The following is a 16,545-nucleotide window of genomic DNA, read 5'->3' as shown; positions in this document are numbered from 1 at the left end:
GCGCAGGCGGCGTCAGTGGGCGAGTAGGCGCCGCCTACCTTGAGCGCTTGCGTGAGCGGAGCGTTACGCCTCGACACCGTTGGCGGTGGAAGTGACTGGCGGTCATCGTCACGCGCGTCGCGACTGAAGTCGCTCCCACAGGGGCGTGCGGCGAGCCCGCCGGATGCACTGCGGGAGGGACTTCAGTCCCGACTGCAGACGGCCTGAGAGGACCAGGCAGGTCTTTCGTGCACTTCATCGCGAACATCGCCCGCCGTCACGGACCCCTCAGCGCGGAAGGTCGATCATCGCGGTTCCCCCACGCGCCTGCGCCTGCGTGCGCCGCGCTCCTTGCCAGGACCCCGCCATGTCCCCGACCCACGCCGCCGCGTTGCCCGACACCATGACCGCGATCGAGATCCGCCAGCCCGGTGCGCCCGAGGTGCTGGTGCCGGTGCGCGTGCCGCTGCCGCACCCTGGGCGCGGCGAACTGCTGGTGCGCGTGGCTGCGGCCGGCGTCAACCGTCCCGACGTGATGCAGCGCCAGGGCAGCTATCCGCCGCCGCCGGGCGCCTCGCCGCTGCCGGGGCTGGAGTTCGCCGGCGAGGTGGTCGGCCTGGGCGAGGGCGTGGAGCGCTACCGGTTGGGCGATCAGGTCTGCGCGCTGGTCGCCGGCGGCGGTTATGCCGAATACGCGGTGGTGCACGAGCGCAACGCCCTGCCGGTGCCGGCGGCGCTGAGCCTGACCGAGGCCGCGGCGGTGCCGGAAACCTTCTTCACCGTGTGGACCAACGTGTTCCAGCGCGGCCGCCTGCAGTCCGGCGAGACCCTGCTGGTGCACGGCGGTACCTCCGGCATCGGCAGCGTGGCCACGCTGCTCGGGCGGGCCTTCGGCGCGCGGGTGATCAGTACCGTCGGCTCGGCCGACAAGCGCGCCGCCAGCCTGGCGCTGGGCGCAGAGGCGGCGATCCTGTATCGCGAGGAGGACTTCGTCGCCGAGACCATGCGCCTGACCGAGGGCCGCGGCGCCGACGTGATCGTGGACCTGATCGGCGGCGACTACCTGGCGCGCAACTACCAGGCCGCGGCGCTGGACGGGCGCATCGTGCAGATCGGCATCCAGCAGGGCAAGGTGCGCGAACTGGACCTGATGCCGCTGCTGGCCAAGCGGCTGACCCATACCGGCTCGACCCTGCGTCCGCGCTCGGTGATGGAAAAGGCGGCGATCGCGCGGGAACTGGAGCAGCAGGTGTGGCCGTTGTTGGCAGAGGGTCGCATCAAGCCGCAGGTGGACCGCTGCTTCCCGCTGCAGGAGGCGGCGCAGGCGCATGCGCTGATGGAATCCAGCGCGCATATCGGCAAGATCGTGCTGACGACGGACGCGCGGTGAACCGGGTATCGGTCGTGGCGACCCGTCTGCCGTCGTAGGAGCGGCGCGCTTCGGTCGCGACAGGCAGCCGGCGCAGGCACCGGTGCGCCCACACGGCACGCGTGCCCGCGCCCGCCGCTGGCCTGGTTCAAGCACCGCGCCGTATAGTGCGCCGCACGCGCGGTGGTCCGCGCTTGCCTGTGCCGGTCCCTGCGTGCGCCTGCTGCCCCGTTCCGCGTCGTCCTCTTCCCTGTTGCGTTACGCCCTGCTGCTGTTGTGGCTGTGCGCGGCGGTGGCGTCGGCCCAGCCGCAGGACGCCGCCGACGCGCCGCCCGACCCGCAGACCCTGCTGGACAACGCCGCAAAGTCGCTGAAGGACGCGCGCGGCAAGGAAGTGGATGCAGGCAACCAGGCCGCCTTCCAGGACCTGGTCACGCAGGTCTCCGACGCCTCCAACGATGCGCAGACCGCGGTCGACGCCCTGGCGCCGCAGCTGGCCCAGGTGGAGGCACGCCTGCAGCAGCTCGGCCCCGCCGCCACCGGCGACTCGCCCGACATCGCCGCGCAGCGCAAGGCGCTGACCAAGCAGCGCGACAGCCTGGACTCGGGGGTCAAGCGCGGCAAGCTGATGGTGGTGGAGGCGCGGCAGCTGGCCGACGAGATCGAACGCGCGCGCGCCGAGCATTTCAGCCAGGAGCTGTCGCTGCGTTCGCCGTCGCCGCTGTCGCCGGCGCTGTGGAAGCAGATCGCCGCCGATTTCCCCGACGACCAGGCCAAGCTGCTGGCGCTGTACACGCTCGGCATGCAGTCGCTGCAGGACGCGATCGCCGAGCATGGCAGCGGCGCGCTTGGCGTCGGCATCGCCATCGCGCTGATCCTGCTGTTCCCGCTGCGCTACCTGCTGCGCTGGCTGGGCAAGCGCTATGCGGTGTCGCGCGCGCCGGGCAGCCGCCTGCGCCGGTCGGGTCTGGCGATCTGGTTCCTGCTGCTGGGCACGTTGACCCCGGGCCTGGCCGCACTGGCCCTGGCCGAGGCGCTGCGCAGCATCGATGCGGTGCCGGAGCGCCTGGACGCGGTACTCAACGGCTTCGTGGTGGTCAGCTTCGCCGCGGCCTTCATGGGCTCGCTCGGCGCCAGCGTGCTGCTGCCGAACCAGCCGAGCTGGCGGCTGTTCCCGATCGACGACGCCACCGCGCGACGCCTGCGCAAGTACACCTGGGCCACCGCGGCGCTGGCCTGGCTCAGCAGCATGCTGCTGGTGATCAACCAGGCTGCGCGCACCAGCGACTCGGCCACCGTCGCCGCCGACGGGGTGATCGCGCTGGTCTACGGCGTGCTGATCCTGGCCACCCTGACCAGCCTGTCGCGGCTGCGCCGGCGCCAGTACGCCGAAGCGGCGGCGCAGGCCCTGGCCAATGCGCAACCGCCGCCGCCCGGGCAGCACGGCGGCGCGCTGGCGTTGATCGGCGTGCTGGTCAAGGTCGCGGTGGTGGTGGCGCTGCTGGCGGCGCTGCTGGGCTATCTGCACCTGGGCCTGTTCATCACCCGGCAGATCATCTGGATCACCATGATCGTCGGCGCGATCCGCCTGCTGATGACCTTCGCCGACGACTTCGCGTTGTGGCTGTTCGCCAGCGAAGGCCGCATCGGCCGCGCCGCCAATGGCGCGTTCGGTGTGCGTTCGAGCAGCCTGGAGCAGGCCGGGGTGCTGACCTCGGCACTGATACGGGTGGTGCTGTTGCTGATCGGCGTCGGCGCGCTGTTGATGCCGTTCGGCACCAACGTCTCGATCGTCTCGGACTGGTTCTCGCTGCTGTCCGATGGCATCCGCCTCAGCGACAAGGTGGTGGTGTATCCGGGCGCGATCGCCCGCGCGGTGCTGGTGCTGCTGCTCGGTCTGGGCGTCATGCAGTACCTGCATCGCTGGCTGACCCAGACCTACCTGCCCAAGACCGAACTGGACGACGGCTCGCGCAACTCGATCAGCACGGTGGCGCGCTATGTCGGCATCATCCTGGCGGCGTTGTGGGCGCTGGCCGCGCTGGGCATCGGCCTGGAGCGGATCGCGCTGGTGGTCAGCGCGCTGTCGGTCGGTATCGGTTTCGGCCTGCAGTCGATCACCCAGAACTTCGTGTCCGGCCTGATCCTGCTCGCCGAGCGCCCGGTCAAGATCGGCGACTGGATCAAGATCGGCGACCAGGAGGGCGACGTGCGCCGGATCAGCGTGCGCGCCACCGAGATCCAGGTCGGCGACCGCTCCACCCTGATCGTGCCCAACTCCGAACTGATCACCAAGACCCTGCGCAACATGACCCTGGCCGGGCCGCTGGGGCGGGTGCAGATCCAGTTCGCGGTGTCGCTGAGTACCGACGTCGGCAAGCTGCGCGCGTTGCTGCTGGAGCTGTACGCGGCGCACCCGGGCGTGCTGGACGACCCGGCGCCTTCGGTGTTCATCGACTCCATCGCCAACGGCCACGTCACCCTCAACAGCTTCGCCTACGTGGCCTCGCCGCGGCTGACCTACGGCACCCGCAGCGAACTGTTCTTCGCCCTGCTGCAGCGCCTGGCCGAGGAGGGCATCGCCCTGGAGTCGCCGCAGGAAGTGAAGCTTTTACGCGATCCGCAGGAGTAGCCGGATCGGGGAGTGGTGGAGCGCGAAGCGACTTTGGCCGCCAGCTACCGGTGCTGCAGGTCGCAGCTGAAGCCGCTCCTGCGATTCCCCATTCCCGATTCCCCACTCCCAGCTTTTAGCGCCTCCCGCGCTCCTCGCGCGCGCGGATGCGTCGGTCGAACAGCACGGCGCTGACCACGATGCCCAGGCCCAGAATCACGCCGAGCAGGAACAGCACCATCGCGATCGCCGGGTAGCCGAACAGCTTGCTGCCGGTGTCGATGCGCATCATCTGCGTGGAGGCCAGGATCAGCGCGGCGGTGACGATGCCGGCGGCGACGCGGTTGGCGATCTTCTGCAGGCTCTCCATCAGCCGCGATTCCTCCAGCCCGGCCACGCGCACCTGCAGGCGGTTCTCCGCGGCCAGGGTGAGGATGTCGGAGATGCGGCGCGGGCCTTCGCGCAGCAGCGCCTGCAGTTCCATCGCCTCGCTGGCCAGGTTGGCCGCCGACAGCGACTTCTTCAGGCGCGCGCGCATCACGTGCTGCAACTGGTCCTCGACCACCACGCGCGTGTCCAGGTGCGGCGACAGCGCCCGGCACACCGCTTCCAGGTTGAGCAGGGTCTTGCCGAGCAGGCTCAGCTCCGGCGGCGTGCGCAGCCCGTAGGCGGTGGCGATGCGCACCAGGTCCAGCACCACCCGGCCTTCGGACATCGCATCGTGCGCCGCGTAGCGGGCGATCATCTGCCCGGTCTCGCGCTGGTAGCGCTCCTCGTCGAAGTCCTCCAGGCGCGTGCTCAGTGCGATGGTTTCCTCGGCCACTTCCTCGCCGCGGCCGTCGACCGCGGCGAACAGCAGCTTGAGCAGGCGCTCGCGCAGCTTCGGCGGCACGTGCGCGACCATGCCCAGGTCGAAGATCGCCAGGCGTCCGTCGGCGAGCACGCGCAGGTTGCCCGGATGCGGATCGGCGTGGATCTCGCCGTGCACGAACATCTGGTCCAGGTAGCCGCGCACCAGCGCCGCGGCCAGGTCGTCCATCGGCTGCTCGGTGCGGCGCAGCCCGGAGATCTTGTCCACGCGCACGCCTTCGGCCAGCTGCATGGTCAGCACGCGGCGGCTGCTCAGGTCCCACACCGGCTGCGGCACCCACAGCTGCGGGAACGGCCGCAGGTGCTCGCCGAAGCGCGCCAGGTTCTCGGCCTCGGCCTCGTAGTTCAGTTCGGCCAGCAGCGCCTTGCCGAACTCGGCCAGCCAGTCGGCGAAGCGGATGCGCCGGCCCAGCCCGGTCAGCTTGTCGGCGGCGCTGGCGAAGCTGCGCAGCACCTCCAGGTCCGCGCGCACCTGCGCGGCGACCTCGGGCTTCTGCACCTTGATCGCCACCGGGGTGCCGTCGCGCAGCGCGGCGCGGTGCACCTGCGCCAGCGAGGCGCTGCCCAGCGGGGTGTCGTCGAAGGCGGAGAAGGCCTTGTTGATGCCGACGCCCAGCTCGGCCTCGACGATCTCGCGGATGCGTTCGCTCGGAATCGGCGTGGTGTTCTCCTGCATCCGCTCCAGGGCAGTGGCGAACTCCGGCGGCACCACGTCCGGGCGCGTGGACAGCATCTGCCCGAGCTTGACGAAGGTCGGGCCGAGCGCCTCCAGGTCGGTGACGAACTGTTCGGGCGTACCTTCCGGCGGCAGCTCGTGCTCGCCCTGGGCGGTGTCCATGTCCATGCCGGAAAACACCCCGGAGCTGCGGTAGCGCAGCAGCAGGCGCAGGATCTGGGTGCGGCGGCTGAGGCCGCCGATCACGTGCGGGGTGGCCGCAGCGTCGGGCGTCGCGCTCAAGGTGGGCTCCGGGCAAGGATGGGCGCGATCGAGTGTGGCGACGGCCGGGTCGTCGCGTGGTGAATCCCGCTGCGCGTCGTGGATCGCAGGTGCTCGGGCGTGGTGCCGGCGGCAAGGTCGGCGACGGCGCTGTCGGCCAGCCCGGCGGCGGCCGTTGCTGGGACGACGCACCCACGGCGTATCCTGCCCTGCAACGAGAGCCAGAGAACAGCGCGCAGTGCAGCAGGGTGAGTGGCGATGGCGGTGAGCGGGCAGGGATGCAACGGACGGTCGTGGTGCGTCGACCGATGGCAGATGACGCCAGCCACGCGACGTGCTGCACCGGCACCTTGCCTGTTCGGCAGGGCTCTCGACCGATGAGGTGGCGTCGGCTCGCGCTGCTGGCGGCTGGGGCGGTCGTGGTGCTGCTCGTGGCGGCCTGGCTGGGCGAGGACGGCGGCGGCATCGCCACCGAGGCGCGCACGGCGCTGCGGGCGCTGGCACGCGCGCTGTTCTGACGCGCCGAGGTCAGGCGTCCTGCCTCCCCTTTTCGGGCACCGCGGCCGGCCTTACCCTTGGCCTCCGTTGCCCGTCGCCAGGAACGCCACCATGTCCTTCATCGTCTCGCATGCCGTTGGCCATGCCCGTGTGCTGTCGGCGCGTACACGCCTGGCCTTGCTGCTTGTGCTGTTGTCGTCGACCGCGACCGCGACCGCGACCGCCGCGACGCAGACCCAGCGGTATGCCGGCGACGACTTCGACGCCAAGGCCTTCGCCGCCAGCACGCACCGCCGTTACGACCTGCAGGACTTCTCCGATCGCTACCGCGCCACCTTGGAGATCGAGGACAGCGGCGAGGTGTTCCGTCCCGGCATCGTGCGCGTGTTCGCCCGCGGCAATGCCACGCCGCTGCTCGAGGTGGCCTCGCCGGAGCTGGTGGTGGACACCGATGCGAAGAGCGGCAAGGTCAAGGCCAACGTGCACGAACTGCCGTACGGCGAGCAGAGCGTGCTGATCTACGACGATTTCAATTTCGACGGGATCAAGGACCTGGCGGTGATGGACGGGCAGAACAGCTGCTATCACGGCCCGTCCTACCAGGTGTACCTGGGCACCGCCGACGGATTCGAGGCCAGCCCCGGCTTCACCGAACTGGCGCAGAGCAACTGCGGCCTGTTCCAGGTGGATGCCAAGGCCCGCGAGATCCACACCATGACCAAGGATGGCTGTTGCTGGCACCAGTACGCGACGTATTCGGTACGCGACGGCGCGCCGCTGCTGGAGCGCGAGGTGGTGGAGGATGCGCGCAGCGAGGGGCCTGGCCTGGCGCAGGAGACGGTGTACCGCGACCGTGCCGGCAAGCGCGTGGCCGACACCCACTACCTGTGGTACGAGCAGGGCGGCACCACCGCGGGCGAGCGCAGGATCCTGCTCGAATTCCGCCTGGCGCCGGCCGGCAAGCGCATCGTGGTGTTCGCCAATGTCGGCGACGGCGGCAGCAGCAAGCCGTTCTATGCGGCGATCGGCGCGCAGCAGCGGGTGGACCTGCTGTATCCGGATGCCGAACGTGAAGCCATGGACTACGACGCCGATGGCCACGTGCTCAGCTTCGCGCGTGGCGACACCACCTACCGCATCGTCGGCAACGCGCAGGGCGTGCCGCAGCGAATGGAGGTGGTGGTGCGCGGCAAGACCCAGCCGCTGGCGCTGCAGTCCGGTTCGGTGCATGGCTCGTTGCAGGCGGTGGCGCAGGTGCTGGACGCGGCGTCGGCGGAGTAGGGGGGCGACGGGGCGTTGCTCCGAAGCAACTGGCGATTTTGGCTTGCGCGCGTCGGGACTGAAGTCCCTCCCACAGTGCGCTCGGACAGCTCGCCGCAAGCCTTGTACGAGCGGCTTCAGCCGCGACAGGCGTTTCCGAACACGCCTGCCGTCCCGATTGACCCATAGCTGCCTCGCACCGCATCGGCCGACCCGACCGGCCGCTTCACCGCCACGCCGCGAACGCCCGCGCCACCGCTTCGGCGCCGGGATCGATCACGCCACGTAAGGCGTCCGCGGGCACCGCGGCTGCGCGGCCGGCGCCGGCGCGGGTGAGCTGTGCGGTGGCATCGGCGCCTGCGCGGGCGGCGCGCGCGGCGGCCTCCACGTCGGCGCCCTGCGCCAGGGCGTCCAGTGCCGGCAGCAGCGCATCGAGCAGGGTGCGGTCGCCGCGTTGCGCGCCGCCGTAGTGCTGCATCCGCGCCACGCCGGCCTGCAGCGCCTGCACCCAGTCGCGGCCGTCCGCCAGCGCACCGGCAGCGGTGGTGAACAGGATCGACAGCAGCACGCCGCTGGAGCCGCCCATGCTGTGTTCGATCGTCGCCGCCAGGCCGCGCGCCAGTGCGGCGGCGTCGCCGGTGGCCAGCGCATCGGTGTCCAGCGCCTGCCGCAGGGCGCGCGCGCCGGCAGCGAAGGTGCTGCCGGCGTCGCCATCGCCGCTACGCGCGTCCAGCGCGTCCAGCTCGGCCTGCGCGGCGATCAGGGCTTGCGCCACCCGGCCCAGGGCCGCTGCGCACTGCGCATCGCGCGCGCCATCGCGGTGGCTGTCGTCGCGCTTCAGTGCCGGCGCAAAGGTCTGCACCGCATGCGGCACACGCACGCCTGGCCAGCCCAGGGTCTGCACCGGCGCCTGCAGTGCGGCGAGCACGTCGGCGTCGGCCGGGGCGAGGGTGATCGAGAAGCCGTGCATGTCCATCGAGGTCATCAGCGCTGCCGGCACCGGCATCAGCGCGACCCGCTCGACACCGATGCGCTGCAGTGCCAGCCGCGTCAGCACGCCCAGTTCCTGCGTCGAGCAGCCGCCGAGGTCGTTGAGCATCAGCACCAGCGGCGCGTCGGCGCCCAGGCGCGCATCGGCCTGCGCCAGCAGCGGGTCCAGCACCAGCGCCAACGCCTCTTCCACCGTGCCGGGCTGCACCGGCCGCGCGCCCGGCTCGTTGTGGATGCCCAGGCCCAGTTCCGGCGCGCGGCGGCCGACCTGCTGGCCGGGTACGCTGCAACTGGACAGCGCCATGCCCAGCGACAGCAGGCGGTCGGCGAAGGCTTGGCCGCGCTGCGCCAGTTCGGCCAGCGGCACGCCCTCGCGCGCCAGGTGGCCCACGTACTTGTGCACCAGCACCGTGCCGGCGATGCCGCGTGGCTGCGCCGCGTCGGGCAGGGCAATGTCGTCGGCGACCAGTACGCTGGCCACGTCGATGCCCTCGGCACGGGCGCGCTCGGCGGCCAGGCCGAAGTTGAGCCGGTCGCCGGTGTAGTTCTTGATCACCAGCAGTACGCCGGGCGCGTCGGCGCAGGCGCGGATCGCCGCCAGCACCGCCTCCACCCCGGGCGAGGCGAACAGGTCGCCGGCGATGGCGCCGCTGAGCATGCCCGGGCCGACGAAGCCGGCATGCGCCGGCTCGTGCCCGGCGCCGCCGCCGGACAGCACCGCGACCTGGCGCGGATCGCGCGCGGCCTGCAGCACGATGCGGGTGCCGCTGTCGGTCTCGGACAGCCGCAGCGGTTGCAGCATGGCCGCGGCCGCGAGCACGTCGTCGACGATGGCGCGGGGGGCGGTGAGGAACTGGTCCATGCGGGTGTCCTGTGCAGGCCGTGCGTCGGTGTGGCGCACGATAGCCGGGCCGGCGTTACGCGCGGTTGAGGCCGGCCTGCTCACGCACCTGGTCGGCGGAATCGGCGAGAATCGCCGCTCATCCCGAATGGAATCCCCGCATGGCCGGCGCCAGCCTGTTCACCCTGCTCGACGACATCGCCACCCTGCTCGACGACGTGTCGATCCTGACCAAGGTCGCGGCCAAGAAGACCGCCGGCGTGCTCGGCGACGACCTGGCGCTGAACGCGCAGCAGGTGACCGGGGTGAACGCCGACCGCGAACTGCCGGTGGTATGGGCGGTGGCCAAGGGCTCGCTGCTCAACAAGGCGATCCTGGTGCCGGCGGCGCTGGCGATCAGCGCCTGGCTGCCGTGGGCGATCACCCCGCTGATGATGATCGGCGGCGCGTTCCTGTGCTTCGAGGGCGTGGAGAAACTGGCGCACCGTTTCCTGCATTCGAAGGAAGAGGACGTGGCACGTCACGCGCAGCAGGTGCAGGCGCTGGCTGACCAGCAGGTGGACGTGGTCGCGCTGGAGAAGGACAAGGTCAAGGGCGCGATCCGCACCGACTTCATCCTCTCGGCGGAGATCATCGTGCTGTCGCTGGGCGTGGTCGCCGGCGTGCCGTTCGTGCAGCAACTCGCGGTGCTGGTGGCGATCGCGCTGGCGATGACCGCCGGCGTCTACGGACTGGTCGCCGGCATCGTCAAGCTCGACGACCTGGGCCTGTACCTGAGCCGCAAGGGCGCCGCCGCCGCGACGATCGGCCGCGGCATCCTGTGGCTGGCGCCGTGGCTGATGCGCACGCTGTCGATCGCCGGCACCGCGGCGATGTTCCTGGTCGGCGGCGGCATCCTGGTGCACAGCATCGGCCCGCTGCACCACGCCATCCAGGCGATCGCACCGACCGGCGGCCTGGGCAGCCTGGTGCTTGCGGTGGGCAATGCGGTGGTGGGTATCGTGGCCGGTGCAGTGGTGCTTGCGGTGGTGCTGGGCGTCAAAAATGTGCGGGACAGGGATTAGGGATTGGAGATTCGGGATTCGTAACAGCGGCGCGCATTCCCGCTTTTGCGAATCCCCAATCCCGACTCCCCAATCCCGCGCCGGCCACGCCGGCGCCAGCTAGTCGGCCGACACCACCCGATTCTTGCCGGCCTTCTTGGCCTCGTACAGCGCACGGTCGGCGCGGCGGATCAGCGCGTCCTGCGCTTCGCCGGGTTGGCGCAGGGCGACGCCGGCGCTGAAGCTGACGAACACGCGCTGGTCTTCGTGCACCACCGCGCGCTGGGCCAGCGCGCGCTGCACCCGGGTCACCGCCGCACTGGCCTCGAAGATCGTGCAGTCCGGCATCAGCAGCACGAACTCCTCGCCACCGAAGCGGGCGATGGCATCGCTGGCGCGCAAGGTGGTGCGCGCCACTTCCACCAGGTGACGCAGCGCGCTGTCGCCGCCGGGGTGGCCGTAGGTCTCGTTGAGCTTGCGGAAATCGTCCAGGTCCAGCATCGCCACGCACAGTGGCTGCGCGCTGCGCTCGGTGCGCACCAGTTCGCGCACGAACAGGTCGTCCAGGCCGCGGCGGTTGAGTGCGCCGGTGAGCTGGTCGACCCGCACCAGGCCGCTGACGTCCTGCAGTTCCTGCTCCAGGCGCAGGATGCGCTGCTCGGCCGCCTCCACCTCCTGGCGTGCGGCGATCAGGTGATCGCGCGCGCGCAGCGCCTGCTCCTGCACGTGGCTGGTGTCCTGCAGCACTTCCTGCAGCAGGCGGTTGAGGTCGGCGATGCTGCGCGCGTCGCGGATGGTCTGCGAGTAGTCGGCGATGCGGTCGTGGAATTCGCCGGTGCTGGCGGCCATGCCGTCCAGGTCCGCGACGAAGCTCAGCATCAGCTCCTTCATCGCCTCCTTGGATTCGGCGATGCCCTGCTTGAGCAGGCCCTGTTTGTAGATCACCTCGCGCAGGCTGCCGCGCGCCTCCTCGATCGAGTAGCGGTCCAGCGGCCCGGCGATCAGGTCGCGCACCACCGCGATCTGGCCCTGCAGCCAGCTGGTGTCGTCGAGCAGTTCGCCGACGTTCTCCAGCAACAGGTCGAACAGGCTCAGCAACAGCGCCTGTTGCTCCTGGCCGTCGCTGGCGCGCAACGCGATCTGGTGGCACAGCTCACGCACCTGTTGCGCCACCGGTTCCAGCGGCTGCCCGGGACGCCACTGGCGCAGCGCCTCGCCGCTGGCCTCGGCCTCGCCGGCGAGCTCGGGCAGGGTGTGCAGCAGCGCCGCCAGCGCGCCGGCCACGGTCTGTCGCAGCAGGTCGCGCAGGCGTTCGCTGTCGCTGGGCCCGGCCAGCGGGTCGTCGACGTCGATGGTGCGGATGTACTTGTCGATCAGCTGGCGCAGTGCGCGGCCGTAGCTGGGCCAGTCGCCGCTGCTCGCCGCCGACTGCAGGCGCCGACCCATGTCGCCCAATTCGCCGTGCAGCGAGGCCATGCCGTCGGCGAAGGCGCCGAGCAGGCCTTGCGGCTCGTGCGCCTGCTGGAACAGGCGGATCAGCGCGGCGGTGGCGGCAGCCGGATCGGTGGCCGCCTCCGCGGGCCGCGCCGCAGGGCCGTGCTTGTGCGCATGGCTGTGGCCCTGCGCGCGCGCCGGCAGCCCCGCGGCCGTCGTCGGCGCGGGATCGCGCCGACGTGGCGACAGCAGCTTGCGCAGTCCGCTGATCGGCGGCTCGTCGCGTTGGTCCGACATGCCAGCCGGCTCCTCCCCAGGTCAATGCGCCGCCGATGGTGGCGCTCAGGAACTGGATATCGGCGCTGGCGGCGCGTGCTTGAGCCGGCGGACGTCGTGTCTGTGAAGAGGACTCCATGGCGGCCGTACCCTTACCCCCGGCCCCTTGCTTCCTTCTCCCTTCGGGACCATGGCCCCCTTTTCGGGGGAAGGTGCCCCGGAGGGGCGGATGAGGGGGCGGTTCGCTAGGGAGGTGTCTGGGGGAAGAGGTTCCCTAGCCGTCGCACCCTCACACCCAGCCCCTCTCCCGGAGGGAGAGGGGAGCGTGTGCCGCGGCGCCGTGCAAGACGCGCACGACGCTGGCACTCTGGCGGCCGCGCCTGCCGCCGGCGCGCACACTTCCACGGAGACTGAGCATGGCCGATCCCCGCGAACCGCTGCTGCATCCCGTTCCGATCCTGTCCCTGCGTCCCACGCAGATGACCGTGGGCATGCGCGAGGTGAAGGAGAAGCGCAAGCGCTGGCGCGCGCACGCGTCCAAGCACAAGCAGGCAGAGCTGCTCGGCACGCACATGATCCCGGTGGTGCTGGGACCGGATGGCCGCTACTACGTGGTCGATCACCACCATCTGGCGCGGGCGCTGCTAGACGAAGGGGTGAAGGACATCCTGGTCACGGTGATCGCCGACCTCAGCATGGTCGACAAGGCCGCGCTGTGGAGCGTGCTGGATCATCGCCGCTGGGCCTATCCCTACGACGCCAAGGGCGAGCGCCGCCCGTTCAAGGACATGCCCACCTCCATCGCCGACCTGAAGGACGATCCCTACCGCAGCCTCGCCGGCGAGGTCCGCCGCGCCGGCGGCTACGCCAAGGACACCACGCCCTTCAGCGAATTCCTGTGGGCCGACCTGTTCCGCCGCCGGCTGCGGCGCCGCGACGTCAAGGAGGATTTCGCCCGTTCCATGGAGACCGCGCTCGCGCTCGCCAAGAGCAAGGAGGCGAGCTATTTGCCGGGCTGGTGCGGGCCGCTGTCCGACGACTGATCCGGCGTGGCGTCATGCGCCGGCCTGCCGCCCAGGAGTGCGTGCAGGGCGCGTTCGACGCGGCCGCCGAACAGCAGGATGACGAAGGCGATGGCCAGCGACACGGCCACGATCTGCCACTGGCCGGCGCCGCACATGATGCCGACGCAGGCGGTGAGCCAGACACAGGCGGCGCTGGTCAGGCCATGCACCCGCACATGTTTCTGTGTGTGATAGATGACGCCGGCGCCGAGGAAACCGATGCCGGTGAGGATGCCCTGGATGACGCGGCTGCCGGCATCGGTGAAGCCGCCCTTGCCGAGCGGGTCGGCCAGCAGCACCACCATCGCGGTGGCCAGGCCGACCAGGCCCAGCGTGCGGATGCCGATCGGCTTGCCGTGCAGGTCGCGGTTCAACCCGATCGCCGCGCCGGCGAGGGCGGCGATCCCCAGGCGCACGGCGATCTCGGACAGGTCGGTCAAGGCAGGTCTCCCGGTGGATGTGTCGCCGCGGGCGGCCGGCCCATCATAGGCAAGCCGGCCGCGGGCGCCGCGTGCATGCCGTCGGCCGACGTCAGAGCGCGGCGCGGACGTCGTCCAGGCTGGGCGGGTTGGCGCCGGCACGGGTGCAGTTGATCGCCGCGGCGGCCACGCAGAACTGCAGCAGGCGCTCCAGCGCGGCGGGCTCGCTGCCCAGCGCCGCCAGCGCGGCCGGATCGGGCAACTGCTGCAGCAGCGCGGCCTGGAAGCTGTCGCCGGCGCCGACGGTGTCGGCCACCTGCACCACGCGGCCGGGCACACGCGCTTCGCTGTCGCCGCGCCAGGCCACCGCGCCGTCGCCGCCCAGGGTCATCACCACCAGCGACGGCCCGTGCTGTAGCCAGCTGCGGGCGATGGCTAACGGATCCTGCTGCGGATACAGCAGCTCGATGTCCTCCTGGCTGACCTTGACCACGTGCGCCAGCGTGATCCAGCGCGCCAGCCGCGCGCGCCACACCGCCATGTCCGGCTCCACCGTCGGCCGCACGTTCGGGTCCAGCGAGATCAGCCGCTGCCCGCGCTCGCGCTCGGCCAGCGCCTGGAAGGTGCTGGCGGTGGTCTCGGCGACCAGGGTGTAGGAGCCGAAATGCAGGCCGCCGACGCGCGCGTCCAGCGTGGGCAGGTCGGCCTCGGTCAGCGCGCGGTCGGCGCAGCCGGTGCCGTAGAAGGCGTAATTGGGCACGCCGCTCGCGTCCAGCGCGACCATCACCAGGGTGGTGGCCTCGCGCTTGTCGATGCAGTAGTCCAGGGCCACGCCTTCGCCTTCGAGGGTGGCACGCAGCTGGCGGCCCAGCGGATCGGTGGACAGGCCGGTGAACAGCGCCGACGGCGCGCCCAGGCGGGCCAGGCCGATCGCCACGTTGAACGGCGAACCGCCCTGGCGCGCGGTCATCGCGACCGAGGTGCCGGCGTAGCCGTCGATGAAGATGTCGTACAAGGCCTCTCCGCACACCACGAACATCGAACCGCTCCTCATAGGTTGCAGCGCGCCGGCCGGCGCGATGGGGCGGCTATTGTGGCGTACCTGCTGCGGCGCGGCGACCGGGGGGCGGACTGCCGGGCTGCCATGTGGGATGGGCGCCTGGCTGGGCCGCCGTACCCTCATCCGCCCCTGCGGGGCACCTTCCCCCGAAAAGGGGGCCATGGTCCCGATGGGAGAAGGGAACAGCTGAAGCCCCTCTCCCCCCGGGAGAGGGGTTGGGGTGAGGGTACGAGCGCGCAGCGCCTCATGGCCCACGCCCGCCGCAAACATCCCAGACAGCACCTTGCCACCACCCCTGCGATAGTCGCCCCATCCCAGCCAACACCAAGGCCGTTCCCATGAAAATCCTGCTCGCCGGCGCCACCGGCCTGGTTGGCGGCCACGCGCTGACCCAGTTGCTGGCCGAGCCGGCCTGCAGCGCGGTGATCGCGCCGACCCGGCGCGCGCTGGCCATGACCCATCCCAAGCTGCTCAACCCGGTGCTCGACTTCGACGCGCTGCCGGTGCAGGCGCCGTGGTGGCAAGTGCAGGGGGCGATCTGCGCGCTCGGCACCACGATGCGCCAGGCCGGCTCGCGCGCGGCATTCCGCCGGGTCGATCACGACTATCCGCTGGCGATCGCGCGCCTGCTGCGCCAGCACGGCACCGAGGCCTTCGCGCTGAACTCCGCGCTGGGCGCGAATCCGCGGTCCTGGGCGTTCTACAACCGGGTCAAGGGCGACCTGGAACACGACCTGCGCGCGCTCGGCTTTCACTCGCTGACCCTGGTGCGGCCTGGCCTAATCGGCGGCGAGCGTGCGCAACGCCGCCGCGGCGAGCATGCCGCCAGCGTGGTGTTGCGTGCGCTCGGGCCGTTGCTGCCGCGGCGCTACCGGATCAATCCGGCCGGACGCATCGCCGCGGCGCTGGTCGATGCCGCGCTGCGGCCGCGCCCGGGCGTGCAGGTGATCGAGGCGGCGCAGTTGGCTTAGGAGCGGGGATTGGGGAGTGGGGATTCGGGATGGGAGAGTGCGCGCGAGCGCAGCATCGCGCTCGCGACGCACTTCAGGCGCCCAGCGACTGTCCACCGTCCACCGCCAGTACCTGGCCTGTGATCCAGCGCGCCTGCGGCGAGGCCAGGAACAGCGCCGCGTTGGCGACGTCGTCGATCGCGCCGAAGGCGCCGAACGGAATGCTGGCGCGGATCTGCCGGTACAGCTCAGGCTGCTGCTGGCGGCGCTGCTCCCACAGGCCGCCGGGGAACTCGATGGAACCGGGTGCGATCGCATTGACCCGGATCCGCTCGCGCGCCAGCTGCGTCGCCAGGGTGGTCGTGTAATAGTTCAGCGCCGCCTTCGCCGCCGAGTACGCCGGCACCCGCGGCGTCGGCCGCAGGCCGTTGATCGAGCTGATGTTGAGGATGCAGCCGCGACCACTGCCGCGCAGCTGCGGCAACGCGGCGCGGTTGCAGCGCACCGCGGCCATCAGGTCGATGTCGAAGCCGGCCTGCCAGCTCGCATCGTCGTCGCCATGGCCGTAGCCGGAGGCGTTGTTGATCATCACGTCGATGCCACCCAGTGCGTCCGCGGCCTGGGCCACCCAGGTCTGGATCTGCGCGGCGTCGGCCAGATCGCAGCACTGCGCCGCGACCAGGTGGCCGTGGCGCTGCAGCTGCGCGGCGGCGTCGGCCAGCGGCGCGGGACTGCGCGCGCAGATCGCCACTGCGGCGCCATGGCGGGCGAAGGCATCGGCGATCGCCAGGCCGATCCCGCGGCTGGCGCCGGCGACGAGCACGCGGTATCCCGCGAAAGCGGACGGATCGGTCATCGGTGGCTCCTGCGTGCCGTGGGGCGTGCGCCGATTATCCGCGCAATCCGCAGCGCGTGGCCGCTTCTGGCACCATGGCGGCCGTCGT

13 protein-coding genes are annotated in these 16,545 nt (G+C 71.3%); 7 read left to right on the top strand and 6 right to left on the bottom strand.

The window, feature by feature from the left end; all coding sequences use genetic code 11:
- The first annotated feature begins 346 nt into the window (after positions 1 to 346).
- Both CEK66_RS09660 and CEK66_RS09655 read left to right on the top strand, forming a co-directional pair.
- Positions 347 to 1,369, top strand: coding sequence for an NAD(P)H-quinone oxidoreductase (locus tag CEK66_RS09660; RefSeq protein WP_152236772.1), 1,023 nt, complete (start codon positions 347 to 349; stop codon positions 1,367 to 1,369).
- A 232-nt stretch (positions 1,370 to 1,601) separates the two neighbouring features.
- On the top strand, positions 1,602 to 3,980 hold the full coding sequence (locus tag CEK66_RS09655) for a DUF3772 domain-containing protein (protein WP_152236778.1): 2,379 nt from the start codon (positions 1,602 to 1,604) through the stop codon (positions 3,978 to 3,980).
- A 115-nt stretch (positions 3,981 to 4,095) separates the two neighbouring features.
- On the opposite strand, the gene CEK66_RS09650 is transcribed toward CEK66_RS09655, so the two are convergent.
- On the bottom strand, positions 4,096 to 5,787 hold the full coding sequence (locus tag CEK66_RS09650; RefSeq protein ID WP_152236771.1) for an AarF/UbiB family protein: 1,692 nt from the start codon (positions 5,785 to 5,787) through the stop codon (positions 4,096 to 4,098).
- Positions 5,788 to 6,143: 356 nt separating this feature from the next.
- On the opposite strand from CEK66_RS09650, the gene CEK66_RS20350 reads away from it, so the two are divergent.
- Together CEK66_RS20350 and CEK66_RS09645 are read left to right on the top strand one after the other, a co-directional pair.
- Positions 6,144 to 6,284 carry a hypothetical protein gene (locus CEK66_RS20350; RefSeq protein ID WP_167336259.1) on the top strand — a complete coding sequence of 47 codons (141 nt, stop codon included), beginning with the start codon at positions 6,144 to 6,146 and terminating at the stop codon, positions 6,282 to 6,284.
- A 91-nt stretch (positions 6,285 to 6,375) separates the two neighbouring features.
- Positions 6,376 to 7,545: a hypothetical protein gene (locus tag CEK66_RS09645; protein WP_152236770.1), complete on the top strand. Its 1,170-nt coding sequence runs from the start codon at positions 6,376 to 6,378 to the stop codon at positions 7,543 to 7,545.
- 205 nt (positions 7,546 to 7,750) lie between these two features.
- Here the strand turns inward: CEK66_RS09645 and CEK66_RS09640 are convergent, their stop codons facing one another.
- Positions 7,751 to 9,376, bottom strand: a complete 1,626-nt coding sequence (locus CEK66_RS09640; RefSeq protein WP_152236769.1) for a dihydroxyacetone kinase subunit DhaK — start codon at positions 9,374 to 9,376, stop codon at positions 7,751 to 7,753.
- Between the two features lie 140 nt (positions 9,377 to 9,516).
- Between CEK66_RS09640 and CEK66_RS09635 the strand changes: the two genes are divergently transcribed.
- On the top strand, positions 9,517 to 10,419 hold the full coding sequence (locus CEK66_RS09635; RefSeq protein WP_152236768.1) for a DUF808 domain-containing protein: 903 nt from the start codon (positions 9,517 to 9,519) through the stop codon (positions 10,417 to 10,419).
- Between the two features lie 99 nt (positions 10,420 to 10,518).
- On the opposite strand, the gene CEK66_RS09630 is transcribed toward CEK66_RS09635, so the two are convergent.
- On the bottom strand, positions 10,519 to 12,129 hold the full coding sequence (locus CEK66_RS09630; RefSeq protein ID WP_152236767.1) for a GGDEF domain-containing protein: 1,611 nt from the start codon (positions 12,127 to 12,129) through the stop codon (positions 10,519 to 10,521).
- Positions 12,130 to 12,524: 395 nt separating this feature from the next.
- Between CEK66_RS09630 and CEK66_RS09625 the strand changes: the two genes are divergently transcribed.
- On the top strand, positions 12,525 to 13,151 hold the full coding sequence (locus CEK66_RS09625; RefSeq protein ID WP_152236766.1) for a ParB-like protein: 627 nt from the start codon (positions 12,525 to 12,527) through the stop codon (positions 13,149 to 13,151).
- Here the strand turns inward: CEK66_RS09625 and CEK66_RS09620 are convergent.
- Positions 13,112 to 13,612 (bottom strand): MgtC/SapB family protein, encoded by a 501-nt coding sequence (locus tag CEK66_RS09620; RefSeq protein ID WP_017907901.1) that lies wholly within the window; start codon positions 13,610 to 13,612, stop codon positions 13,112 to 13,114. The genes CEK66_RS09625 and CEK66_RS09620 overlap by 40 nt on opposite strands.
- A 91-nt stretch (positions 13,613 to 13,703) precedes the next feature.
- Positions 13,704 to 14,630 (bottom strand): carbohydrate kinase, encoded by a 927-nt coding sequence (locus CEK66_RS09615; RefSeq protein WP_152236765.1) that lies wholly within the window; start codon positions 14,628 to 14,630, stop codon positions 13,704 to 13,706.
- Positions 14,631 to 14,989: 359 nt separating this feature from the next.
- On the opposite strand from CEK66_RS09615, the gene CEK66_RS09610 reads away from it, so the two are divergent.
- Positions 14,990 to 15,622 (top strand): NAD-dependent dehydratase, encoded by a 633-nt coding sequence (locus CEK66_RS09610; RefSeq protein ID WP_152236764.1) that lies wholly within the window; start codon positions 14,990 to 14,992, stop codon positions 15,620 to 15,622.
- A 73-nt stretch (positions 15,623 to 15,695) separates the two neighbouring features.
- Here CEK66_RS09610 and CEK66_RS09605 read toward each other — a convergent pair whose 3' ends face one another.
- A complete protein-coding gene (locus tag CEK66_RS09605; protein ID WP_152236763.1) occupies positions 15,696 to 16,457 on the bottom strand; it encodes an SDR family oxidoreductase in 762 nt (253 codons plus the stop codon).
- Positions 16,458 to 16,545: the final 88 nt, after the last annotated feature.

Origin of the sequence: Xanthomonas sp. LMG 12460, from assembly GCF_009192895.1 — a bacterium.
Classification (GTDB): Bacteria; Pseudomonadota; Gammaproteobacteria; order Xanthomonadales; family Xanthomonadaceae; genus Xanthomonas_A; species Xanthomonas_A sontii.
Note: the sequence above shows the minus strand (reverse complement) of the source record. Positions and strands in the feature narration are given on the sequence as shown.